This is a genomic window from Serratia marcescens subsp. marcescens ATCC 13880 (assembly GCF_017299535.1).
In the GTDB taxonomy this organism is placed as follows: Bacteria; Pseudomonadota; Gammaproteobacteria; order Enterobacterales; family Enterobacteriaceae; genus Serratia; species Serratia marcescens.
In genome coordinates, this window is record NZ_CP071238.1 from 380,296 (window position 1) to 403,592 (window position 23,297).

The following is a 23,297-nucleotide window of genomic DNA, read 5'->3' on the forward strand; positions in this document are numbered from 1 at the left end:
GCCGTCGTCAATGCTCGCCCGTCAGTGTCAGTCTGCGGCGTCCGTGAAGTTCTTGCGAACCTTCACCTGAGCCATGCTTTCCAGAATGCGGTGGTAATTGTCGAAACGCTCTTCCGCGATGTCGCCTTTCTCCATCGCCGCGCGGATGGCGCAGCCGGGATCGGTATCGTGGCGGCAGTCGCGGAATTTGCAACCGCCTAAATAATCACGGAATTCGACAAAGCCGCGGGTGATTTGTTCCGGCTCCAGGTGCCACAGGCCAAACTCGCGCACTCCGGGGGAGTCGATCACGTCGCCGCCATGCTGGAAGTGGTACAGCCGCGCGGCGGTGGTGGTATGTTGCCCGAGGCCCGATACGTCGGAAACCTGATTTACCAGAATTTGCTCTTCAGACGGCGGCAACAGCGCGTTCAGCAGGCTGGATTTGCCTACCCCCGACTGGCCGGCGAAGATGCTGATGCGCCCGGCCAGCGCCTGTTCGAATTCCGCCATGCCTTCCCGCGTCTGGCTGGAGACTTCCAGCACCCGGTAGCCAATCTTGCGATAGATATCCATCATGCCGTCGACCAGCTTGCGCGCTTCGGCGTCCAGCAGGTCAATTTTGTTGAGCACGATCAGCGGCTCGACTTCGAGCGTTTCGCAGGCCACCAGATAGCGGTCGATGATGTTCAGCGACAGCTCGGGCAGGATCGCCGACACGATGACGATCTGATTGATATTGGCGGCGATCGGCTTCACGCCGTCGTAGAAGTCCGGGCGCGTCAGCACCGAGGTGCGCTCGTGCACCGCTTCCACAATGCCCTTCACCCCTTCATGGGCGCCCAGGCCGGGGCGCCACACCACGCGATCGCCGGTGACCAGCGAACGCAGCGTGCGGCGGATGTTGCAGCGGTGCTGAGTGCCATCCGGCGCCTCAACGTCGGCGTGCATGCCGAAACGGCTGATGACGACGCCTTCCTGCGGCTCGCCCAGCTGGGAATCATCCGGTTCCGGTTTGTTATCGGCGCGCTTCAGACGGCGCTGATGGTTCGCCTGCACGCGGCGTTGCTGACCTTTGGACAGTTTGTTCTTACTCACTGCGCCTCACTTGAATCGGTTTTATACCTTTACGTATACGCACAGCTGCGGCGAGGGACTAGCCCCGGGCGCAGCCTTGAACCCGTCAGGGTATATGTCGCCCAAGGCGACCAAAAAGACTATGATACACGCTATTTTATATTAAATAACCGTTGTTAGCCGCCGGCTGCGGCGCGTTGCCACCGGCGGCGCCCGTCGTTTCGTCCGCACAGCGTTTTTCTCTCGGCTTTTAGGCAGGAAACATCATGACAGGAAACGAAAATAACCTGATTTGGATCGATTTGGAGATGACCGGGCTGGATCCCGAGCGTGACCGCATTATTGAGATCGCCACGCTGGTCACCGACGCCAATCTGAACATCCTGGCGGAAGGGCCGGTGATCGCCGTGCACCAATCCGACGAGCAGCTGGCCTTGATGGACGAGTGGAACGTGCGCACCCATACCGGCAGCGGGCTGGTGGAGCGGGTGAAAGCCAGCCGCCAGGACGATCGCGCCGCCGAGCTGGAAACCATCGCCTTCCTGCAGCAATGGGTGCCGGCCGGCAAATCGCCGATTTGCGGCAACAGCGTGGGCCAGGATCGCCGTTTCCTGTTCCGCTATATGCCCGAGCTGGAGGCCTACTTCCATTACCGCTATCTGGACGTCAGCACGCTGAAGGAACTGGCGCGCCGTTGGAAGCCGGAAATTCTCGGCGGCTTTAAGAAGCAGGGCACCCATCAGGCGCTGGATGACATCCGCGAATCGGTGGCCGAACTGGCTTATTACCGCGAACATTTCATTCAGCTTTAAGGTGATGGCGGCCCCTGCGGGGAAAAAACGGCGTTTTTAGCCGCTTAATTCGCCAATCTGGCGCTTTAATCGGCAATCAAACAAAAATCGCGTTTTTTTGCTTTCAGGGGCTTGCGGCAAAAAGGATTTCTCGTATAATGCGCACCCCGTACCGATGAAGAATTTCGTAACGTTCCACCATCGATACGCCGGGCGGGAATAGCTCAGTTGGTAGAGCACGACCTTGCCAAGGTCGGGGTCGCGAGTTCGAGTCTCGTTTCCCGCTCCAAATTCAACAATGTCGCGATGCGGCATGATGAATAAATAAAGCAGTATCAAGCAGTACCTATGCGACGCGGGAATAGCTCAGTTGGTAGAGCGCAACCTTGCCAAGGTTGAGGTCGCGAGTTCGAGCCTCGTTTCCCGCTCCAAAAATTCAAAGGTCACGCCAGTGTTTGGTGACCGGATGCCAAAAGCATCTCTATGCGGGAATAGCTCAGTTGGTAGAGCACGACCTTGCCAAGGTCGGGGTCGCGAGTTCGAGTCTCGTTTCCCGCTCCAATTTTCTCTTCGTTTCAAACTCAAGTCCAACGCCTTATCCGGCGCGGATTTTTGTCCCGTTTTACACGCCTGCTAAAAATGTTGTGAACAGAGTTATCCACAGCCTCTGCACATAAACTCGCCTGCCTGAAAAATCAACGTCATACAAATTAAATATTTATCTATTTGATTTATATGCTTATTTATTTATCCCAAAACGTTATGCCGATCACTTGCTCTTTTTGTTGCAGTTGAAAGACAACGTGTTTTTATTTTTATGCACAAATCCACAGAGTGAGTCTTCCGGCGATAAGCCCGCGCGGCGCACGCCGTCAGGCGTCCCTCGGCAAACCTTTTTCCACAGCCCGTATCAGCCGTTTTTTCTGTGCCGTCTGCACCTCGATGCCCTGCGCTTCGCGGCGGGCGAGCTGTTGCGCCAGCGCCCAGTGGATATGTTCGTCCAGCATGCTGTCCTGGCCCAAACGCGTGCGCAGCGCGAGCACGACGCCGTCTTCATAAGGCGCATTGCCCAGCGCTACGGCGATATTGCGCAGCCAGCGCAGGTGGCCGATGCGGCGTATCGCCGAGCCTTCGGTGATGCGCAGGAATTTTTCTTCTGTCCAGTTGAACAGATCGATCAGCTGCGGCGCATGCAGCGCGGCGCGCGGGCTGAAATCGTCTTCGTCGGTGAGCTGCGAAAAGCGATTCCACGGGCAGATCAGCTGGCAGTCGTCGCAGCCGTAGATGCGGTTGCCGAGCAGCGGGCGGAATTCTTCCGGGATCGCGCCTTCCAGCTCGATGGTCAGGTAGGAGATGCAGCGCCGGGCGTCGACGGTATAGGGGGCGACGATGGCGCCGGTCGGGCAAGTGGTGATGCAGGCGACGCAGCGGCCGCACTGTTCTTCCTGCGGCTGATCCACCGGCAGCGGCAGATCGATCAGCAATTCGCCGAGGAAAAACCACGATCCGGCTTCGCGGTTGAGAATTAGTGAGTGTTTACCAACCCATCCGATGCCCGCCTTGGCGGCCAGCGCGCGCTCCATCACCGGCGCAGAATCGACAAAGGGGCGGAAATTCAACTCGCCGCAGTATTCCTGGATCTGATCGCCCAGTTTTTTCAGGCGCTGGCGCAACAGCTTGTGATAGTCACGCCCCAGCGCGTAGCGGCTGACGTAGCCCAACTGCGAATCTTGCAAGGTGCTGGCGAACGCCGCCTTGGCCGGCAGGTAGTTCATGCGTACGCTGATCACTCGCAGCGTGCCCGGCAACAGTTCGTGAGGGCGTGCGCGCAACATGCCGTGGCGCGCCATCCATTCCATCTCGCCGTGGTACTGCTTGTCGAGCCAGGCCTGCAGCTTCGGCTCTTCAAGGCTCAGATCGGTATCGCAGATGCCAACCTGCTGGAATCCTAGCGATTGCCCCCATTGCTTGATATGTTGGGCGAGTTGATGAAGATCGAGGGGGTGCGTCATGACGGGCCACAGTGAAAAAGCATACGCTGACAGTTTACCACACTCTGTCTGGCCTGCGGATTGGATCCGTCGCTCGGAACCCGCGGCGGCGGCCTCGCTCGGTATTTCTCTTTACGATTTGATGCAGCGCGCCGGTCAGGCGGCCTACGCGCTGGCGCGCAACGCGTACCCTTCCCGCGACCACTGGCTGGTGCTGTGTGGCCACGGCAACAACGGCGGCGACGGCTATGTGGTGGCGCGTCTGGCGAAGGCGGCGGGCGTGCAGGTGACGCTGATCGCCTGCGAAGGCGCACGTCCTTTGCCACCGGAAGCCGCAGCGGCTCGCGAGGCCTGGCAAGCAGCAGGCGGCGACATTCTGCCGGCGAACAGCCGCTGGCCGGCGTCTGTTTCGCTCATCATCGACGGCCTGCTGGGCACTGGTCTGGGCAGCGCGCCGCGTGCGCCTTACGACGCGCTGATCGAGGCCGCCAACCGCCATTCGGCACCGGTGGTGGCGCTCGATATTCCGTCCGGCCTGCTGGCGGAAAGCGGCGCGGCGCCAGGCGCGGTGGTGCGTGCCGCGCACACCGTCACGTTCATCGGCCTCAAACCGGGGTTGCTGACCGGCCAGGCGCGTGACTGGGTCGGGCAACTTCATCAGAATGCGCTAGGCTTATCGGGTTGGTTGGCAAGGCAACCGGAGCAGATTCAGCGGCTTACCGCCGAGGTGTTGCCGCGCTGGCTGCATCCGCGCCGTCCTTGCGCTCATAAGGGCGAGCATGGCCGCCTGCTGTTGGTGGGCGGCGATAGCGGTTTCGGTGGCGCCATTCGCATGGCGGCGGAGGCGGCGCTGCGCAGCGGGGCTGGATTGGTGCGAGTGCTTACTCACATCGATCATGTTGCGCCGCTGCTGACGGCCAGGCCGGAGCTGATGGCGCAGGCGCTGGACGAGGCGACGCTGCGGCAGGCGATGCAATGGGCGGATGTGCTGGTGATTGGCCCGGGGCTGGGCCAGGCTGAGTGGGGCAAAAACGCCTTGAGCGTGCTGCAAACCAGCGATAAACCAGCCTTGTGGGACGCCGATGCGCTGAACTTGCTGGCATTAAATCCCGAGAAACGGCAGAATCGCGTGATGACTCCGCATCCTGGAGAGGCGGCGCGGCTGTTGAGCTGCAGCACTGCTGACATCGAGAGTGATCGCTTACTTGCCGTGCGCAAGCTGACGGCGCGCTACGGCGGTGTGGCGGTGCTGAAAGGCGCCGGTACGCTGATCGCCGATGAGCAGGGGCAGATGGCGATCGCCGACGTCGGCAACGCCGGCATGGCCTCCGGCGGCATGGGCGATGTGCTGTCGGGCATCATCGGCGGTTTGCTGGCGCAAAAGCTCCCGCTGTATGATGCCGCCTGTGCGGGCTGCGTCGTGCATGGCGCGGCCGGCGATCGCGTAGCGGAAAGACAAGGAACAAGAGGCATGTTGGCGACCGATTTACTGCCGGACATCCTTCATTTCGTTAATCCTGAGTGGGCAAAATAGACTTTATCGAATGAAAGAACTCGTTTTACCTCTGCCGGACGAGGCAGCGACTGTCGCTTTGGGCACCACTTTGGCCAAGGCCTGCGATCGCGCCAGCGTCATCTATCTCTACGGCGACCTGGGCGCCGGTAAAACCACCTTCAGCCGTGGCTTCCTGCAGGCGTTGGGGCATCAGGGCAACGTCAAAAGCCCGACCTATACGCTGGTAGAGCCCTATGCCTTGCAGCCGTTGGCGGTGTATCACTTCGATCTGTATCGCTTGGCCGATCCGGAAGAGCTTGAATTCATGGGCATTCGCGATTACTTCGCGCAAGACGCCATCTGCCTGGTCGAATGGCCGCAGCAGGGTACCGGCGTGCTGCCGGAGCCGGACCTGGCGCTGCACCTCAGCTATCAGGGCGAGGGGCGAGAGGCGAAGATTGAGGCGATTTCCGCATACGGCAGCCAGTTGTTAGACCGCATTCATGGATCACAGGGATGATGCTGCAATGACGCAGGTGTTGAAAAAATTTGCGGTCATCATGCTGATCGCCGTGCTGGGGCCGCTCGGCGCGTTGAACGCGCTGGCGGCGTCCTCGCTGTCCGATATCAAAGTGTCGAACGCCCAACGCGAAGCGACGGTGTCGGTGAGCTTCAATGGTCCGCCGGACTATGCGTTTTTCCCGCTGCACGGCCCGGAACGGGTGGTGCTGGACGTTAATCAGAAGGGCAAGGTCGGCGGTCTTCCGCTCAATTTCAGCGGGCAAAACCTGGTGAAAAGCATTCGCTCCAGCGCGCCGAAAGACGCTCAGAGCGTGCGCCTGGTGTTTGATCTGACCCAGCGCGCCAAAACCCGCGTTTCCACTCGCCAGAACGGCGGCGTGCATACCGTAGTGTTCACCATTTCGGCCGAAGGCGGCGCCAATATCGTGGCGCGTAAAGCGCCGGTGCAAACGCCTCCGCCGGTCGCCGTCAGTCAACCGCCGCGTCAGGCGCCGGTCGCGGTGCGTGAAGCGCCGGAGCCGCCGCTGCGCAAAGCGCCGACGGGATCGAATCCCTTTACCCAAAAACAGACCGTGGTCGCAGGCACCGCCACTGAGGTCACGCCGCGCAGCAGCCGCGTTTCCGCCGGTTCCGGCGATCGGGTGGTGGTGGCGATCGACGCCGGCCACGGCGGCCAGGATCCGGGGGCCATCGGCCCGAGCGGGTTGAAAGAAAAGAATGTCACCATCGCCATCGCGCGTCGCCTGCAGGCGATGCTGGACGCCGACCCGCAGTTCAAACCGGTGCTGACGCGTAACGGTGACTATTTCATCTCGGTGATGGGGCGTTCCGACGTTGCGCGTAAACAGGGCGCCAACGTGCTGGTCTCCATCCATGCCGACGCCGCGCCAAACCGCAGCGCCAGCGGCGCTTCCGTCTGGGTGCTGTCCAATCGCCGCGCCAACAGCGAAATGGCCGGTTGGCTCGAACAGCATGAGAAGCAGTCTGAGCTGCTCGGCGGCGCCGGCGATTTGCTGGCCAATAGCCAGGCCGACCCTTATCTGAGCCAGGCGGTGCTGGATCTGCAGTTCGGTCACTCGCAGCGCGTCGGGTACGACGTGGCGGTGAAAGTGCTGCAGCAGCTGCAGAGCGTCGGATCGTTGCATAAACGCCGGCCGGAACACGCCAGCCTGGGCGTGCTGCGTTCGCCGGATATTCCATCGCTGCTGGTGGAAACCGGATTTATCAGTAATAGCACGGAGGAGCGGCTGCTGGGCAGTAGCGCGTATCAGGAGAAGATTGCCAAGGCCATTCATAACGGCCTGCGCAGCTACTTCCTGGCGCATCCGCTGCAAGCCGACCCAAAGGTGGAAAACCGACCGCTGGACGTCGCAGCGGCGGTTAACACCTCAACACCAGACGTGCGTCAGCCGGAGCCTATCGTCAGCCCGGCCGGCGCGAGCCGCAGCGTTAGCGGCAAGACCCAGATCCACGTGGTGAAACGGGCGGAGACGCTGTCCGGCATCGCCGACAGCTACGGCACCACCATGGCGGCGCTGCGGGATCTGAACAAACTGAAGAAAGACGGCGTGTGGGTCGGGCAACGCCTGAAGGTGCCGGCGGGGAAAACCGCCGCCGTCACCGCCGTCGCCAAAGCGAAAACGCCGGCGAAAAGGCCGTCTAAACATAAAGTGGCCCGCGGAGATACGCTGTCCTCCATCGCTTCCCGCTACGGGGTCAGCGTCGGCGATCTGAAACGGGTCAATAATCTGAAGTCGGACGTCGCGCCGCTGGATCGGACGCTGACCATTCCGCAGGCCTAGCGCCACCGCTACAGGAGTCAGCATGCCTATCCAGGTGTTACCGCCACAGCTCGCCAACCAGATCGCCGCCGGAGAGGTGGTCGAACGCCCCGCGTCGGTCGTCAAAGAGCTGGTGGAAAACAGCCTGGACGCCGGTGCGACGCGCATCGATATCGATATCGAACGCGGCGGCGCCAAGCTGATCCGCATTCGCGACAACGGTTGCGGTATCGGCAAGGACGATCTGGCGCTGGCGCTGGCGCGGCACGCCACCAGTAAAATCAGCACGCTCGACGACCTGGAGGCGATCGTCAGCCTCGGTTTTCGCGGCGAAGCGCTGGCCAGCATCAGTTCGGTGTCCCGTTTGACTCTGACGTCGCGCACCGCCGACCAGAGCGAAGCGTGGCAAGCCTATGCCGAAGGGCGCGAGCAGGCGGTGACGGTCAAACCCGCCGCGCACCCGGTCGGCAGCACGCTGGAAGTGCTGGATCTGTTTTACAACACCCCGGCGCGCCGCAAGTTCATGCGTACCGAGAAAACCGAATTCGGCCATATCGATGAAGTGGTGCGGCGCATCGCGCTGGCGCGCTTCGATGTGGCGATCAACCTCAGCCACAACGGCAAACTGATCTGCCAATACCGAGCGGCGAAGGAAGAAAGCCAGCACGAGCGCCGTTTGGGCAGCATCTGCGGCCCGGCGTTTTTGCAGCATGCGCTGAACATCGACTGGCAGCACGGCGATCTGAGCATCCGCGGTTGGGTGGCGGATCCGGCCGGGGCGCGCCAGCTGGGTGAAATGCAGTATTGTTACGTCAACTGCCGCATGATGCGCGATCGTTTGATCAATCACGCCATTCGTCAGGCCTATCAGGATCAGTTGAAGGACGATCAGCAGCCCGCTTACGTGCTGTATCTGGAGGTCGATCCGCACCAGGTGGACGTCAACGTGCATCCCGCCAAGCACGAGGTGCGTTTCCATCAGGCGCGGCTGGTGCACGATTTTATCTACCAGGCGGTGACCACCGTGCTGCAACAGGCCGGTCAGACTCCGTCGCTGTCGCTGGCGGAAACGCCGGACGAAGCGCCCGCGCCGGTCTGGCAGCAGGAAAACCGCGTCGCCGCCGGCGGCAACCATTTTTCTCAGCCTGCGCCGCGCCGTGAAACGCCGCCACCGGCCGGCACCGCCCGCGAGCGGCCGCCGCAGCCGAGCTGGCAAGCGGCGGGCGGTTATCAGAAACGCGAAGGCGAGCTGTACGGTAAACTGATGCAGCCCGCCGCCGAGCCGCCGGCCGAGGCCGCGCCGGAAGTCTCGATCAAGCCGCCGCTGTTCCCGCCGGCGAAAGCCGCAGCGGAAACGCCGTTGGCGGGCGGCCAGCACAGTTTTGGCCGGGTGTTGATGATCCATCCGCCGTGTTATGCGTTGATTGAACAGCGCCAGCAGCCGGCGTTGCTCAATCTTACGGTGGCCGAGCGCTGGCTGCGTCAGGCGCAGCTCAACCCGCCGACGGAAGGGCTGCGGCCGCAGCCGCTGCTGATCCCAGTCAAGCTGACGTTGGAAAAGAGCGAAGCGGCGGCCATCGCGCGGCATCAGGCGCTGCTGACGATGATGGGGCTGGAGCTGCAGGCGGATCACGGCCGTGTGACGCTGCGCGCAGTGCCTTTACCATTACGCCAACAAAATTTACAAAAACTGATACCCGAACTGTTAGGCTATCTGGCCGAACATCAGGAGATGTCGCCCGCGGTGCTGGCCACCTGGCTCGCTCGCCGTCTTGGCAGCGAACATGAACAGTGGAACACCTCGCAAGCGATACAATTGCTGACCGACGTTGAACGACTTTGCCCGCAGCTGGTCAAATCGCCACCGAGCGGACTTTTACAACCCGTTGATTTACAGGCCGCACTGGCGGCCCTCAAGCATGACTGACACTGAAATGACACCACGTCCCCCGGCTATTTTCATCATGGGGCCGACCGCCTCGGGCAAGACCGCGCTGGCGATCGCGCTGCGCGAACGCCTGCCGGTGGAACTGATCAGCGTCGATTCCGCGCTGATTTACCGCGGCATGGATATCGGCACCGCCAAGCCGAGCGCCGAAGAATTGGCGCAGGCGCCGCATCGGCTGATCGATATTCGCGATCCCGCCGAAGCTTACTCGGCCGCGGAGTTCCGCGCCGATGCGCTGAAAGAGATGGCCGACATCACCGCCGCCGGCCGCATTCCGCTGTTGGTGGGCGGCACCATGTTGTATTTCAAGGCGTTGCTGGAAGGATTGTCGCCGTTGCCGTCCGCCGATCCCGCGGTGCGCGAGCGCATCGAACGGCAAGCGGCGGAGCAGGGCTGGGAGGCGTTGCACCGTCAGTTACAGGCGATCGATCCGGTCGCGGCATTGAGAATTCATCCGAATGATCCGCAGAGACTGTCCAGAGCACTGGAAGTTTTTTTTATTTCGGGTAAAACTTTAACGGAACTGACTAAAATTTCGGGTGAATCGTTGCCGTATCAAGTTCACCAATTTGCGATAGCGCCGACCAGCCGTGAGTTGATCCATCAACGCATCGAGCTGCGGTACCATCAAATGTTGGCGGCGGGTTTTGAGACGGAAGCGCGTGCACTTTTCGCACGGGGTGATTTGCATACGGACTTGCCCTCCATTCGCTGTGTCGGTTACCGCCAGATGTGGTCATACTTGTCTGGTGAAATTAGTTACGATGAGATGGTTTATCGTGGTATTTGCGCAACACGTCAGTTGGCTAAACGCCAAATGACCTGGTTACGGGGTTGGGAGTCGGTCCATTGGTTGGACAGTGAAAAGCCGGGAGAGGCTTTGGACTCGGTGACACAGGTTGTTAGTGCATAGGTTGGGTGATTGTGTACAATTGCTGAGTATTCAGCGCGCAAATTTTTTACGTCGTTTATTTTAGAGCCGACAGGTTCTTAGTTACAAACAACAAGCAAATAAGGAAAAGATAGAATGGCTAAGGGGCAATCTTTGCAAGATCCGTTCCTGAACGCATTGCGTCGTGAACGTGTTCCGGTTTCTATTTATTTGGTGAATGGTATTAAGCTGCAAGGCCAGATTGAGTCTTTTGACCAGTTTGTCATCCTGTTGAAGAACACGGTTAGCCAGATGGTGTACAAGCACGCTATCTCTACCGTTGTCCCGTCACGTCCGGTGTCGCATCACAGCAACAACCCGAGCGGCGGTTCAAGCAACTATCACCATGGCAACAATCCGTCTGCGCAGCAACAGCCGCAGCAGGAAAGCGATGACGCTGAATAAAGCGCGTTGCAAGTCAACCATGACGGGGAGCATAAGCAGCCGCGGGCTGTTTATGTCCCCCAAACTCACGGTGAGTGTCCGTTTGAGAGGTTGCACGCTTGTTTGACCGTTATGAAGCCGGTGAGCAGGCCGTACTGGTTCATATCTATTTCTCGCAAGACAAAGATACGGAAGACCTCAACGAGTTCGAATCGCTGGTCTCCTCAGCCGGTGTCGAAGCTTTGCAAGTGGTGACTGGTAGCCGCAAAGCCCCGCATCCGAAGTACTTTGTCGGCGAAGGAAAGGCCGAAGAAATTGCAGATGCGGTGAAAGCCAGCGGCGCGTCTGTTGTCCTGTTTGATCATTCCCTTTCCCCGGCGCAGGAAAGAAACCTCGAGCGCCTGTGCGAATGCCGGGTGATCGATCGCACCGGGCTGATTTTAGACATCTTCGCCCAGCGTGCCCGCACCCATGAAGGTAAGCTGCAGGTGGAGCTGGCGCAGTTGCGTCACATCGCCACGCGTCTGGTACGCGGCTGGACGCACCTGGAGCGGCAAAAAGGGGGGATTGGCCTGCGCGGGCCGGGGGAAACCCAGCTTGAGACCGACCGTCGCCTGTTGCGCGATCGCATCAGCTTGATTCTGCGCCGCCTGGAGCGGGTAGAAAAGCAGCGTGAACAAGGCCGACGCGCGCGGACCCGTGCCGATGTGCCGACCGTATCGCTGGTGGGCTACACCAACGCCGGCAAATCCACCTTGTTTAACCGAATAACGTCTGCCGAGGTGTATGCGGCGGACCAGCTATTTGCCACCCTGGATCCTACGTTGCGGCGCATTGACGTGCCGGACGTGGGGGATACCGTGTTGGCGGATACCGTAGGCTTCATCCGGCACCTGCCGCACGATCTGGTGGCCGCCTTCAAGGCGACGCTGCAGGAAACGCGCCAGGCATCTCTGCTGCTGCACGTCATCGATGCCGCAGATCCGCGCGTCGATGAGAACATCGAAGCGGTGAACACCGTGCTGGCGGAGATAGACTCGGATGAAATTCCTACACTGTTAGTGATGAACAAAATAGATATGCTGGACGATTTTGTGCCGCGTATCGACCGCAACGACGAAAACCTGCCGATCCGGGTGTGGCTGTCCGCCGCCAGCGGAGAGGGTATTCCGTTGCTGTATCAGGCGTTGACGGAGCGCTTATCGGGGGAGATCGCGCATTACGAATTGCGCTTACCGCCACGGGCAGGCCGTCTTCGCAGCCGTTTTTACCAGCTTCAGGCGATTGAAAAAGAGTGGAACGAAGAAGACGGCAGCATTGGCGTGGTGGTGCGAATGCCGATCGTCGAATGGCGTCGTCTCTGCAAGCAAGAACAGGACCTGATTGACTTTATCGTATGATCATATCCTGTTACATTTATGCTTCGCGAAAGCCTGAAGTACCCAATCACAGAATATGGAGCTAAAACATGGCGTGGAATCAGCCCGGTAATAACGGACAGGACCGCGACCCGTGGGGGAGCAGCAATAATAATGGCGGCAACTCTGGCGGTAACAACAAAGGCGGTCGTGATCAAGGGCCACCTGATTTGGACGATATCTTCCGCAAACTGAGCAAGAAATTGAGCGGTTTCGGCGGGGGCAAAGGCTCCAACAGCAATAGCGGCGGCACCGGCACCTCTGGCCCGGGCTTCAGCGGCCGCATTATCGGTATCGCGGCGGTCGCCGTGGTGGTGATCTGGGCCGCTAGCGGCTTCTACACCATCAAGGAAGCCGAGCGCGGCGTCGTGACGCGTTTCGGCAAGTTCAGCCATCTGGTGCAGCCGGGCCTGAACTGGAAGCCGACCTTCATCGACGACGTGCGTCCGGTGAACGTGGAATCCGTGCGCGAATTGGCGGCGTCCGGCGTGATGCTGACCTCCGATGAAAACGTGGTGCGCGTGGAAATGAACGTGCAGTACCGCGTGACCAACCCGGAAGCGTACCTGTTCAGCGTCGTCAATGCCGACGACAGCCTGAGCCAGGCGACCGACAGCGCCCTGCGCGGCGTAATCGGCAAGTACTCGATGGATCGCATCCTGACCGAAGGCCGTACCGTGGTGCGTAACGATACGCAGCGCATGCTGGAAGAGACCATCCGTCCTTACAACATGGGCATCACGCTGCTGGACGTCAACTTCCAGGCGGCGCGTCCGCCGGAAGAGGTGAAGGCGTCGTTCGACGATGCGATCGCCGCGCGTGAGAATGAGCAGCAATACATCCGTGAAGCGGAAGCTTACGCCAACGAAGTTCAGCCGCGTGCGAACGGCCAGGCGCAGCGTCTGCTGGAAGACTCCAAGGCTTATAAGGACCGTACCGTCCTGGAAGCTCAGGGTGAGGTGGCGCGCTTTGCCAAGCTGTTGCCGGAATACAAGTCCGCACCGCAGATCACCCGCGAGCGTCTGTATATCGAAACCATGGAAAAAGTGCTGGGCCATACCCGTAAGGTGTTGGTGAGCGACAAAGGCAACAACCTGATGGTGCTGCCGCTGGATCAGATGCTGCGCGGCCAAGGCGCGGCGGCGGAGAGCGGCAACAAGGATACCAGCCTGATTCGCCTCAATCCGAATCCTGCGCCGGCTGCCAACAGCAGCACTCCGCGCACCAGCGGCGGATCGGTTATGGATCAGCGCCGGGCGAATGCGCAGCGTGACGACACCACTCGCGTAGGGAGAGAGTAATCAATGCGTAAGTCTTTTGTAGTTATTGTCCTCGCGGTGCTGGTGGTGCTGTACGCTTCGCTGTTCGTGGTGCAGGAAGGCCAGCGCGGCATCGTGCTGCGCTTCGGCAAGGTTCTGCGCGACGGCGAAAACAAGCCGCTGGTGTATGCGCCGGGTCTGCATCTCAAGATCCCGTTCATTGAGACCGTGAAGAACCTGGATGCGCGCATCCAGACCATGGACAACCAGGCCGATCGCTTCGTGACCAGCGAGAAGAAAGACCTGATCGTCGACTCCTATCTGAAGTGGCGCATCAGCGACTTCAGCCGTTACTACCTGGCGACCGGGGGCGGCGACGTCTCCCAGGCCGAAGTGCTGCTGAAACGCAAGTTCAGCGACCGTCTGCGTTCCGAAATTGGCCGTCTGGACGTGAAAGACATCGTGACCGACTCGCGCGGCAAGCTGATGTCTGACGTGCGTGACGCGCTGAACACCGGCACCGTGGGTGACGGCGAAGAGGTGGCGACCACCGAAGCCGATGACGCTATCGCCTCTGCGGCGGCGCGCGTTGAGCGGGAAACCACCGGCAAACAGCCGCAGGTGAACCCGAACAGCATGGCGGCGTTGGGCATCGAAGTGATCGACGTGCGTATCAAGCAGATCAACCTGCCGGCCGAAGTGTCCGACGCCATCTACCAGCGTATGCGCGCCGAGCGTGAAGCGGTAGCCCGTCGTCTGCGCTCGCAGGGCCAGGAAGAAGCCGAGAAGCTGCGCGCCAGCGCGGATTACGAAGTGACCCGTACCCTGGCGGAAGCCGAGCGTCAGGCGCGTATCACCCGCGGTGAAGGCGATGCCGAAGCGGCCAAGCTGTTCGCCAACGCGTTCAGCCAGGATCCGGATTTCTATGCCTTTATCCGCAGCCTGCGCGCCTATGAAGCCAGCTTCAAGGACAACCAGGACGTGCTGGTACTGAGCCCGGACAGCGATTTCTTCCGCTACATGAAGTCGCCTGATACCCTGCGCAAATAAGCGCGGCAGGCAATCTGATCGAGGGCCCGTTTACGCGGGCCCTTTCTCGTTTTTGGGGGATGCATGAACTCAACGATTTGGCTGGCGCTCGGGCTGGTTCTGGTGCTGGAAGGATTGGGGCCGATGCTGTTTCCGCAGGCCTGGCGCAAAATGATTGTGGCGATGTCGCAGCTGCCGGACGCGACGCTGCGGCGATTTGGCGGTGGAATAGTGGTTGCGGGCTGCGTGATCTACTACATGTTGAGCGGCCGCACGGGTCTTTAAAGTCTAGCCCAAAATTTATGCAATCGTATGCTAAAAGTGCTGAAAATCGAAAATTACGGTGGTAGAATCCATTTTTAAGCAATCGGTGATTTTGAAAAATGGGTAAGAACGTCGTCGTACTGGGCACCCAATGGGGTGACGAAGGTAAAGGCAAGGTTGTAGACCTGCTGACTGAACGGGCTCAATATGTTGTGCGCTACCAAGGTGGCCATAACGCTGGCCACACTCTGGTAATCAACGGTGAAAAAACCGTCCTTCATTTAATTCCTTCAGGTATTCTGCGTGAAAACGTCACCAGCATCATCGGCAACGGTGTTGTTCTGGCGCCGGACGCGTTGATGAAAGAAATGGGTGAACTCGAAGCGCGTGGCATCCCGGTACGCGAACGTCTGTTACTCTCTGAAGCTTGCCCGTTGATCCTGCCTTACCACGTTGCGTTGGATAACGCGCGTGAGAAAGCGCGCGGCGCGAAAGCGATCGGCACCACCGGTCGCGGCATCGGCCCGGCTTACGAAGATAAAGTGGCTCGTCGCGGCCTGCGCGTCGGCGACCTGTTCAACAAAGAAACCTTCGCCGTTAAGCTGAAAGAGATCGTCGATTACCACAACTTCCAGCTGGTCAACTACTACAAAGTTGACGCCGTCGATTATCAGGCGACGCTGGACTACGTGCTGTCTATCGCCGACATCCTGACCGCCATGGTGGTTGACGTTTCCGAACTGCTGGACGGCGCGCGCAAGCGTGGCGACCTGATCATGTTCGAGGGCGCTCAGGGCACCCTGCTGGATATCGACCACGGTACTTATCCGTACGTGACCTCTTCCAACACCACCGCCGGCGGCGTGGCTACCGGTTCCGGCATCGGCCCGCGTTATGTGGATTACGTGCTGGGCATCGTGAAAGCCTACTCCACTCGCGTGGGTGCAGGTCCGTTCCCAACTGAACTGTTCGATGAAACCGGCGAATACCTGTGCAAGCAGGGTAACGAGTTCGGCGCCACCACCGGCCGTCGTCGTCGTACCGGTTGGCTGGACGCGGTAGCGGTGCGCCGCGCCGTGCAGATCAACTCCCTGTCCGGCTTCTGCCTGACCAAACTGGACGTCCTGGACGGCCTGAAAGAAGTGAAGATCTGCGTGGGCTACCGCATGCCGGACGGCCGCGAAGTGGACACCACTCCGCTGGCGGCTGAAGGCTGGGAAGGCATTGAGCCTATCTACGAAACCATGCCGGGCTGGAGCGAAACCACCTTTGGCGTGAAAGAGCACAGCAAGCTGCCTCAGGCTGCGCTGAACTACATCAAGCGCATCGAAGAAGTGACCGGCGTACCGGTAGACATCATCTCTACCGGCCCGGATCGCAGCGAAACCATGATCCTGCGCGACCCGTTCGACGCATAATCAGGCTTTGCGGCATTAAACAAACCGGGCGCGTCCCGGTTTGTTTTTATCCTGACTCCCTCCGATTGCGGTTTCACGTCAAAAAATCCTTTCATAAACCCGCCTTAGGGCGCGGGATTCGCTAAATAATTAGCGACGAACTCTCCGGCTGGTTTATTATCCAATGAGTAATCTTTTGAATAGCGCCGAAAAGCGGCGTATCAGACGGGTAAAGTGATACCCAGAGGTAAGATGTGCAGTTAACAAGTTTTACTGATTATGGCCTGCGGGCGTTGATCTACATGGCCTCGTTGCCGCAGGACAAGATGACCAGCATCTCGGAAGTGACTGAGGTTTATCGCGTGTCTCGCAACCATATGGTGAAGATCATCAATCAGTTGAGCCGGGTAGGTTTTGTCACGGCGGTGCGCGGCAAGCATGGCGGCATACGTTTGGGCAAACCGGCCGAGAGCATTCGCCTCGGTGACGTGGTGCGGGCGCTGGAGCCGCTTGCGCTGGTTAACTGCAGCAGTGAGTTTTGCCACATTACCCCTGCCTGCCGATTGAAGCAGGTGCTCCACCAGGGCGTACAGAATTTCCTTGAAGAGCTGGATAAGCATACGTTGGCCGACATGGTCGAAGACAATCCGCCGCTCTACAAGCTATTGCTTGTCGAATAAAACGACGTTGAGAAGACAAGGCTCAACGTCATCCTGCTGATGACAACGGAGGAACCGCAATGTCACAAGATCCATTCCTGGAACGAGAAGCAGAAAAATACGAATCCCCTATCCCCAGCCGTGAATATATCCTGGCCCATTTGGCGAAAAGAGAAACGCCGGCCAGCCGCGAAGAACTGGGCAACGAATTGGGCCTCAGCGGCGAAGAACAGCTGGAAGCGCTGCGCCGCCGCCTGCGCGCCATGGAGCGCGATGGCCAGTTAGTGTTTACCCGCCGCCAGTGCTACGCGCTGCCGGAACGTTTGGATCTGCTGCGCGGCACGGTGATCGGCCACCGCGACGGCTACGGCTTCCTGCGCGTTGAAGGCAGCAAAGACGATCTGTACCTGTCTGCCGAACAAATGAAAATGGCGATCCACGGTGACGTGGTGCTGGCGCAGGCCTTGGGCGCGGATCGCAAAGGGCGCCGCGAAGCGCGCATCGTGCGCGTGCTGGTGCCGAAAACCAGCCAGATTGTCGGCCGCTTCTTCATGGATGCCGGTACCGGCTTCGTGGTGCCGGACGACAGCCGTCTGAGCTTCGATATTCTGATCCCGGCGGACAGCGTCAGCGGCGCGCGCATGGGCTTTATGGTGGTGGTGGAGCTGACTCAGCGCCCGACCCGCCGCACCAAGGCGGTCGGCAAGATCGTCGAGATCCTCGGCGACAAGATGGGCACCAGCATGGCGGTGGACATCGCGCTGCGCACCCATGAGATCCCGCATACCTGGCCGCCGCAGGTGGAAAAACAGGTAGCCGATCTCAGCGAACAGGTGCCGGAAGCGGCCAAGAAGGGCCGCGTCGATCTGCGCAAGCTGCCGTTGGTCACCATCGACGGTGAAGACGCGCGCGACTTTGATGACGCCGTGTACTGCGAGAAAAAACGCGGCGGCGGCTGGCGCCTGTGGGTGGCGATCGCCGACGTCAGTTACTACGTGCGCCCGCGCACCGCGCTGGACGATGAAGCGCGCAGCCGCGGCAACTCGGTGTATTTCCCGTCGCAGGTGATCCCGATGCTGCCGGAAGTGCTGTCCAACGGGCTGTGCTCCCTGAACCCGCAGGTCGATCGTCTGTGCATGGTGTGCGAAATGACCATCTCCGCCCAGGGGCGCCTGTCGACGGCCAAGTTCTACGAGGCGGTGATGAGCTCTCACGCCCGCCTGACCTACAACAAGGTGTGGCACATTCTGCAGGGCGATCAGGAGCTGCGCGAGCATTACCATCCGCTGGTCAAGCACCTGGAAGAGCTTCACGCCATGTATAAGGTGCTGGATAAGGCGCGCGCCGAGCGCGGCGGCATCGCGTTTGAAACCGAAGAAGCCAAATTCATCTTCAACGCCGAACGCCGCATCGAGCGCGTGGAGCCGACGGTGCGCAACGACGCCCACAAGCTGATCGAAGAGTGCATGATCATGGCCAACGTGGCGGCCGCGCGCTTCGTCGAGAAACGCAACGAGCCGGCGCTTTACCGCGTGCACGATCGTCCGAGCGACGACCACATCTCCGCGCTGCGCAGCGTGCTGAGCGAGCTGGGGCTGACGTTGGGCGGCGGCAACAAGCCGCAGCCGAAGGACTATGCGGTGCTGATGGATGAAGTGTCCGAGCGCCCTGACCACGAAATGCTGCAAACCATGTTGCTGCGTTCGATGAAGCAGGCGATTTACGATCCGGAAAACCGCGGCCACTTCGGCCTGGCGCTGGCGTCTTATGGCCACTTCACCTCGCCGATCCGCCGTTATCCGGATCTGGCGCTGCACCGCGCGATCAAATATCAGTTGGCCAAAGAACACGGCGAGCAGAAAGAGCGCTGGACGCCGACCGGCGGCTGGCACAGCGAGTTCGAAGAGATGCTGCAGCTGGGCGAACACTGCTCGATGACCGAGCGCCGCGCGGACGAAGCGACGCGCAACGTCGCCGACTGGCTGAAGTGCGACTTCATGCAGGATCACGTCGGTGAAGTGTTCAGCGGCATCATCTCCAGCGTGACCGGCTTCGGCTTCTTCGTGCGCCTGAACGATCTGTTCATCGACGGGCTGGTGCACGTATCAACGCTGGATAATGATTACTATCGCTACGATAATATCGGCCAGCGCCTGATCGGCGAATCTTCCGGCACGGTCTATCGCCTGGGGGATACGGTGGAGATCCGCGTGGACGCGGTGCACATGGACGAGCGCAAGATCGATTTCGCACTGGTATCCAGCACCCGCAAAGCGCGCGGTGAAGGCAAAACCGAGCGCGATCGCGCCAAGAAGGGCGGCCAGCGCACGCTGCGCGACAACGGTAGCGCGGGGCGCGGCAAGCGCCGCGGCGGCAAACCGCCGGCCAACTTCGAGCCGGACAGCGCCTTCCGCAAGCAGGATGACGCCAAGCCCGCGGACAACGTGAAGAAGGCGAAGAAGAAAGCCAAGAAAGCGTCCGACAAAACGCGGAAAATCGCGGCGGCGACCAAAGCCAAGCGCGCAGCCAAGAAGAAAGGTGCCGAGCAGGCCTAACCTGCCGCACATCGTTATCATCGGCCGGTTATCGCCGGCCGCACGAATTTAAAAGAGCATCATGAGCGAAATTATTTACGGCATCCACGCCGTCAAAGCCCTGTTAGAGCGCGACCCGCAACGCTTCCTGGAAGTGTTTATTCTGAAAGGCCGCGAAGATCGCCGTCTGCAACCGCTGATCGCCGAGCTGGAAGCGACCGGCATCGTGATCCAGGTGGCGAACCGTCAATGGCTGGATGACAAGGTTGAAGGCGCGGTGCACCAGGGGATCATCGCCCGGGTGCGCGAAGGGCGCCAGTATCAGGAGAACGATCTGCCGGGCCTGCTGGAAAGCGTGGAGACGCCGTTCCTGCTGGTGCTGGACGGCGTGACCGACCCGCACAACCTCGGCGCCTGCCTGCGCAGCGCCGACGCGGCCGGCGTGCACGCGGTGATCGTGCCCCGTGACCGTTCCGCCCAGTTGAACGCCACCGCCAAGAAAGTGGCCTGCGGCGCCGCCGAAAACGTGCCGTTGATCCGCGTGACCAACCTGGCGCGCACGCTGCGTCTGCTGCAAGAGATGAACGTCTGGGTGGTGGGCACCGCCGGCGAAGCCGATCATACGCTGTATCAAAGCAAAATGACCGGCCCGATGGCGCTGGTGATGGGCGCGGAAGGCGAAGGCATGCGTCGCCTGACCCGCGAACACTGCGACGAGCTGATCAGCATCCCGATGGCCGGCACCGTCTCTTCGCTGAACGTGTCGGTCGCCACCGGCATCTGCCTGTTCGAAGCGGTGCGTCAGCGCGGCTGATTCTCCTGACGGGGGCGCTCTGCCCCCGTTAATTCCCTCTCTTGTGATCCCGCCTGCGGCAGAAATCTCTGCGCCGACCATACTTATCCCTGACGCTTTTTTCAGGGAGCACTCTCATGGTCTGGACTACGCACACCGTTTTTAACCAACCCAAGCCGCTGGGCAACAGCAACCTGTTTCTCTCCGATACGCCGCTGCGCGAAGCGTTGCAGCGCGAGCAAGGCGGTTGGGACGCCGAGGTATTGGCTTCGCTGGGCCAGCAGCTCGGCACGCAAGAGTCGCTGGAGCTGGGGCGCTTGGCCAACGCCAACCCGCCGGAGCTGCTGCGCTATGACGCCACCGGCCAGCGGTTGGACGATGTTCGCTTTCACCCCGCCTGGCATATTCTGATGCAGGGGCTGATCGCCAATCGGGTGCACAATCTGCCCTGGCAGGAGGATGCGCGCATCGGTTCCTTCGTGGCGCGCGCCGCGCGCTTTATGCTGCATGCGCAGGTCGAGGCCGGCACGCTGTGCCCGGTGACCATGACCTTCGGCGCCACGCCGCTGTTGCTGCAGGCGTTACCGGCGGAATTCCGTTCCTGGCTGACCCCGTTGCTGTCGGATCGTTATGACGCTCACCTGCTGCCTGGCGGGCAAAAGCGCGGTCTGCTGATCGGCATGGGTATGACAGAGAAGCAGGGCGGCTCCGATGTCTTGAGCAATACCACCACCGCCGCGCCGCTCGGCGCGCGTGGGCCGGGCGAAGCCTACCGGCTGGTGGGGCACAAGTGGTTCTTCTCGGTGCCGCAGAGCGATGCGCACCTGGTGCTGGCGCAGGCCGAAGGCGGGCTGTCCTGCTTCTTCCTGCCGCGCATTTTGCCGGATGGCAGCCGCAACGCCATTCGCCTGGAGCGGCTGAAAGACAAACTGGGCAACCGCTCCAACGCCAGCAGCGAGGTGGAGTTTCAGGACGCCACGGCCTGGCTGCTGGGCGATGAGGGCGACGGCGTGCGGCATATCCTGAAGATGGGCGGCCTGACCCGTTTCGACTGTTCGCTGGGCAGCCACGGCCTGATGCGCCGCGGGCTGTCGGTGGCGCTGTATCATGCGCTGCAGCGGCAGGCATTCGGTAAGCTCTTGATCGAACAACCGCTGATGCGTCAGGTTCTGGCGCGCATGGCGCTGCGGCTGGAAGGGCATACCGCGCTGCTGTTCCGGCTGGCCCGCGCCTGGGAAAGCCGCAGCAATGAGGGCGAGCTGATCTACAGCCGCCTGCTGACGCCGGCGGCCAAATACAGCATCTGCCGCCAGGGCATGCCGTTCATCGCCGAGGCGATGGAGGTGCTGGGCGGCATCGGTTACTGTGAGGAGAGCGAACTGCCGCGCCTGTATCGTGAGATGCCGGTGAACAGCATCTGGGAAGGTTCCGGCAACATCATGTGCCTGGACGTGTTGCGCAGCCTGCACAAACTGCCGGGCGCGCTCGAGATACTGCAGTTCGAGCTGCAGCCGGTGCGCGGCCAGAATCGGTTGTTCGATCGCGCCTGGCGGCAGTGGCAGCAGCGCGCCCGGCAACCGAGTGAGGAGATGGGGCGGCTGCTCACTCAACAGCTGTTCGACCTGTGCTGCGCCGCACAGCTGCTGCAGCACGCCAGCCCGCAGATCGCCGATGCTTGGTGTCATCTGACGCTGGATCATCGCGGCGAGAGCCTGCTGTCGGCCGAGGTGTGCGAACTGCTGCTGAACCGCGCCATCGGCGGTTAGGGAAAAGGGTGGCGCGCGGCGGCGAAAACCTTTTTAATTCAGCCTCACTCTGACAGGAAAATGCACATGGATATTCTCAGCGCGTTGGCGGCGTTCGCCTCTTACTTCTTCAGCGGTTTCGCCATGATTTTGGTGTTTCTGTTCGTCTATACCCGCATCACCCCGCACGACGAATGGGCGTTGATCAAGGCCGATAATCAATCCGCCGCCTTTGCTTTTATCGGCGCCTGCCTGGGGTATGTGATCCCGCTGGCCAGCGCGGCGATCAACTCGATCAGCCTGCTGGATTACCTGCTGTGGGGCGTAGTGGCGCTGGTGGTGCAACTGCTGCTGTTCGCGGCCGTGAAGATCTACATGCCGCGCATCAGCGAAAAGATCGAAGCGAATCACCTGGCCGCCGGGATTTTCCTGGGGGGCGTCTCCGTTAGCGGCGGCGTGTTGAATGCGGCTTGCATGAGCTACTAAAGGTATAAGATGGCGGAGGCGCGCCAGCCAAGCGGGTGCGCCTGCTCTTCCATCCGCAGGATGCGGTAATAGCTGGCGCCGTGTTGGCCGGCGGTGCGGGCGATGGCCAGTTCCGCTTCCTGCGGCGAGCCGGGCAGATCGCTGAAGGTGATCTCGGCGATTTCACTGAGCGGCGTCACGCGATCGGCGGGCGCCAGCTCGGCGGACTGTGCGCCGGTGCTGAGCAATCCCATGGAAAGCAGGAGGGAGGTGAGTGCGGTGGAGCGTTTCATGGCGTTCCCCTTCGTCAGATCCTGAATCGACACCCGCAACATGCGGCATGCTGTCCCTCAGTGTGCAACACCCTTCTTCAGCCAGTGCAAAGCCAGTGTAAATCTGCTTAAACAATCCCCGCCTTAACGATACAGGAGCGCCTGGGAATACCATTGACCCGGCACGACGGTTTCGCTGTTCATGATGATCACGTAATAACGGGCGTCGGCGGCGGTGGCCTTGCGCTGGATCTCCGCTTCCACGTCCATCGGGCTGCCGCGTACCACGGCGGTGACGGTGCCGATTTTCACCAGTTTGGCGGTCTGCGCGCGGACGATCTCCTGCGCCTGTGCGGTGGGCGGCGGCGGCGGTTTCGGCGTGGTGGTCATGATGCCGCAGGCGGAAAGCTGTGCGGCCAGCGTCAGGGCGATGAGTGTGCGGACAAACGTCATGGGAACCTCGAAAGAGCCGGTGCGATGGCTTCAGTGTAACGCAATATAAGCTGGAACAGATTGAGCTAACGCTGGCTGGCGCAAGTTTGTCATGATGAATGCCAACAGGT

21 protein-coding genes and 3 tRNA genes are annotated in these 23,297 nt (G+C 60.7%); 20 read left to right on the plus strand and 4 right to left on the minus strand.

Translation table 11 applies throughout. The features are described from left to right. Positions 1–27: 27 nt before the first annotated feature. Entirely contained in the window at positions 28–1,077 is a 1,050-nt protein-coding gene (rsgA, locus tag J0F90_RS01730; protein WP_033638924.1) for a small ribosomal subunit biogenesis GTPase RsgA, read from the minus strand. 245 nt (positions 1,078–1,322) lie between these two features. On the opposite strand from rsgA, the gene orn reads away from it, so the two are divergent. The 4 genes from orn to J0F90_RS01750 all read left to right on the plus strand — a co-directional run bounded on the left by orn (position 1,323) and on the right by J0F90_RS01750 (position 2,408). Next, positions 1,323–1,868, plus strand: coding sequence for an oligoribonuclease (orn, locus tag J0F90_RS01735; protein ID WP_004929689.1), 546 nt, complete (start codon positions 1,323–1,325; stop codon positions 1,866–1,868). Positions 1,869–2,060: 192 nt separating this feature from the next. Continuing rightward, positions 2,061–2,136 (plus strand) — tRNA-Gly (locus tag J0F90_RS01740). A 66-nt stretch (positions 2,137–2,202) separates the two neighbouring features. Then, positions 2,203–2,278, plus strand: a tRNA-Gly gene (locus tag J0F90_RS01745). Positions 2,279–2,332: 54 nt separating this feature from the next. After that, a tRNA-Gly gene (locus tag J0F90_RS01750) sits at positions 2,333–2,408 on the plus strand. A 311-nt stretch (positions 2,409–2,719) separates the two neighbouring features. Here J0F90_RS01750 and queG read toward each other — a convergent pair. Continuing rightward, positions 2,720–3,859, minus strand: a complete 1,140-nt coding sequence (gene queG, locus J0F90_RS01755; protein ID WP_016929367.1) for a tRNA epoxyqueuosine(34) reductase QueG — start codon at positions 3,857–3,859, stop codon at positions 2,720–2,722. Between queG and nnr the strand changes: the two genes are divergently transcribed. From nnr to J0F90_RS01835, 16 genes are all read left to right on the plus strand, one after another. Next, entirely contained in the window at positions 3,858–5,372 is a 1,515-nt protein-coding gene (nnr, locus tag J0F90_RS01760) for a bifunctional ADP-dependent NAD(P)H-hydrate dehydratase/NAD(P)H-hydrate epimerase (RefSeq protein ID WP_033638923.1), read from the plus strand. The genes queG and nnr overlap by 2 nt on opposite strands. 10 nt (positions 5,373–5,382) lie before the next feature. Beyond that, positions 5,383–5,853, plus strand: coding sequence for a tRNA (adenosine(37)-N6)-threonylcarbamoyltransferase complex ATPase subunit type 1 TsaE (tsaE, locus tag J0F90_RS01765; RefSeq protein WP_025305017.1), 471 nt, complete (start codon positions 5,383–5,385; stop codon positions 5,851–5,853). Positions 5,854–5,860: 7 nt separating this feature from the next. After that, the gene (amiB, locus tag J0F90_RS01770; RefSeq protein WP_033638922.1) at positions 5,861–7,657 is read left to right on the plus strand and encodes an N-acetylmuramoyl-L-alanine amidase AmiB; all 1,797 of its coding nucleotides are present in this window, start codon (positions 5,861–5,863) and stop codon (positions 7,655–7,657) included. Between the two features lie 22 nt (positions 7,658–7,679). Next, positions 7,680–9,563 carry a DNA mismatch repair endonuclease MutL gene (gene mutL / locus J0F90_RS01775; protein WP_033638920.1) on the plus strand — a complete coding sequence of 628 codons (1,884 nt, stop codon included), beginning with the start codon at positions 7,680–7,682 and terminating at the stop codon, positions 9,561–9,563. Further along, a complete protein-coding gene (miaA, locus tag J0F90_RS01780; protein ID WP_004933679.1) occupies positions 9,556–10,497 on the plus strand; it encodes a tRNA (adenosine(37)-N6)-dimethylallyltransferase MiaA in 942 nt (313 codons plus the stop codon). The genes mutL and miaA overlap by 8 nt, the downstream gene beginning before the upstream one ends. 114 nt (positions 10,498–10,611) lie before the next feature. Beyond that, on the plus strand, positions 10,612–10,920 hold the full coding sequence (gene hfq / locus J0F90_RS01785) for an RNA chaperone Hfq (RefSeq protein ID WP_004933678.1): 309 nt from the start codon (positions 10,612–10,614) through the stop codon (positions 10,918–10,920). Positions 10,921–11,018: 98 nt separating this feature from the next. Beyond that, entirely contained in the window at positions 11,019–12,299 is a 1,281-nt protein-coding gene (gene hflX / locus J0F90_RS01790; protein ID WP_004933675.1) for a ribosome rescue GTPase HflX, read from the plus strand. Between the two features lie 68 nt (positions 12,300–12,367). After that, positions 12,368–13,618: an FtsH protease activity modulator HflK gene (gene hflK / locus J0F90_RS01795; protein WP_004933672.1), complete on the plus strand. Its 1,251-nt coding sequence runs from the start codon at positions 12,368–12,370 to the stop codon at positions 13,616–13,618. A 3-nt stretch (positions 13,619–13,621) separates the two neighbouring features. Beyond that, positions 13,622–14,626 carry a protease modulator HflC gene (hflC, locus tag J0F90_RS01800; protein ID WP_004933669.1) on the plus strand — a complete coding sequence of 335 codons (1,005 nt, stop codon included), beginning with the start codon at positions 13,622–13,624 and terminating at the stop codon, positions 14,624–14,626. 63 nt (positions 14,627–14,689) lie between these two features. Next, positions 14,690–14,890 carry a DUF2065 domain-containing protein gene (locus J0F90_RS01805; RefSeq protein ID WP_004933666.1) on the plus strand — a complete coding sequence of 67 codons (201 nt, stop codon included), beginning with the start codon at positions 14,690–14,692 and terminating at the stop codon, positions 14,888–14,890. Positions 14,891–14,988: 98 nt separating this feature from the next. Continuing rightward, entirely contained in the window at positions 14,989–16,287 is a 1,299-nt protein-coding gene (locus J0F90_RS01810) for an adenylosuccinate synthase (RefSeq protein WP_004933663.1), read from the plus strand. Positions 16,288–16,520: 233 nt separating this feature from the next. Next, positions 16,521–16,946 carry a nitric oxide-sensing transcriptional repressor NsrR gene (gene nsrR / locus J0F90_RS01815; RefSeq protein ID WP_033638919.1) on the plus strand — a complete coding sequence of 142 codons (426 nt, stop codon included), beginning with the start codon at positions 16,521–16,523 and terminating at the stop codon, positions 16,944–16,946. Between the two features lie 59 nt (positions 16,947–17,005). Further along, positions 17,006–19,480 (plus strand): ribonuclease R, encoded by a 2,475-nt coding sequence (gene rnr, locus J0F90_RS01820; protein ID WP_033638918.1) that lies wholly within the window; start codon positions 17,006–17,008, stop codon positions 19,478–19,480. Positions 19,481–19,541: 61 nt separating this feature from the next. Then, positions 19,542–20,273 (plus strand): 23S rRNA (guanosine(2251)-2'-O)-methyltransferase RlmB, encoded by a 732-nt coding sequence (rlmB, locus tag J0F90_RS01825; protein ID WP_004933653.1) that lies wholly within the window; start codon positions 19,542–19,544, stop codon positions 20,271–20,273. A 116-nt stretch (positions 20,274–20,389) separates the two neighbouring features. Next, a complete protein-coding gene (locus J0F90_RS01830) occupies positions 20,390–22,018 on the plus strand; it encodes an isovaleryl-CoA dehydrogenase (protein ID WP_033638917.1) in 1,629 nt (542 codons plus the stop codon). A gap of 66 nt (positions 22,019–22,084) precedes the next feature. Further along, positions 22,085–22,483: a DUF350 domain-containing protein gene (locus J0F90_RS01835; protein WP_016929354.1), complete on the plus strand. Its 399-nt coding sequence runs from the start codon at positions 22,085–22,087 to the stop codon at positions 22,481–22,483. Here the strand turns inward: J0F90_RS01835 and J0F90_RS01840 are convergent. Then, positions 22,480–22,755, minus strand: coding sequence for a YdgH/BhsA/McbA family protein (locus tag J0F90_RS01840; RefSeq protein WP_033633541.1), 276 nt, complete (start codon positions 22,753–22,755; stop codon positions 22,480–22,482). The genes J0F90_RS01835 and J0F90_RS01840 overlap by 4 nt on opposite strands. Before the next feature lie 123 nt (positions 22,756–22,878). Next, positions 22,879–23,187, minus strand: coding sequence for a biofilm peroxide resistance protein BsmA (gene bsmA, locus J0F90_RS01845; RefSeq protein WP_033638916.1), 309 nt, complete (start codon positions 23,185–23,187; stop codon positions 22,879–22,881). Positions 23,188–23,297 lie beyond the last annotated feature (110 nt).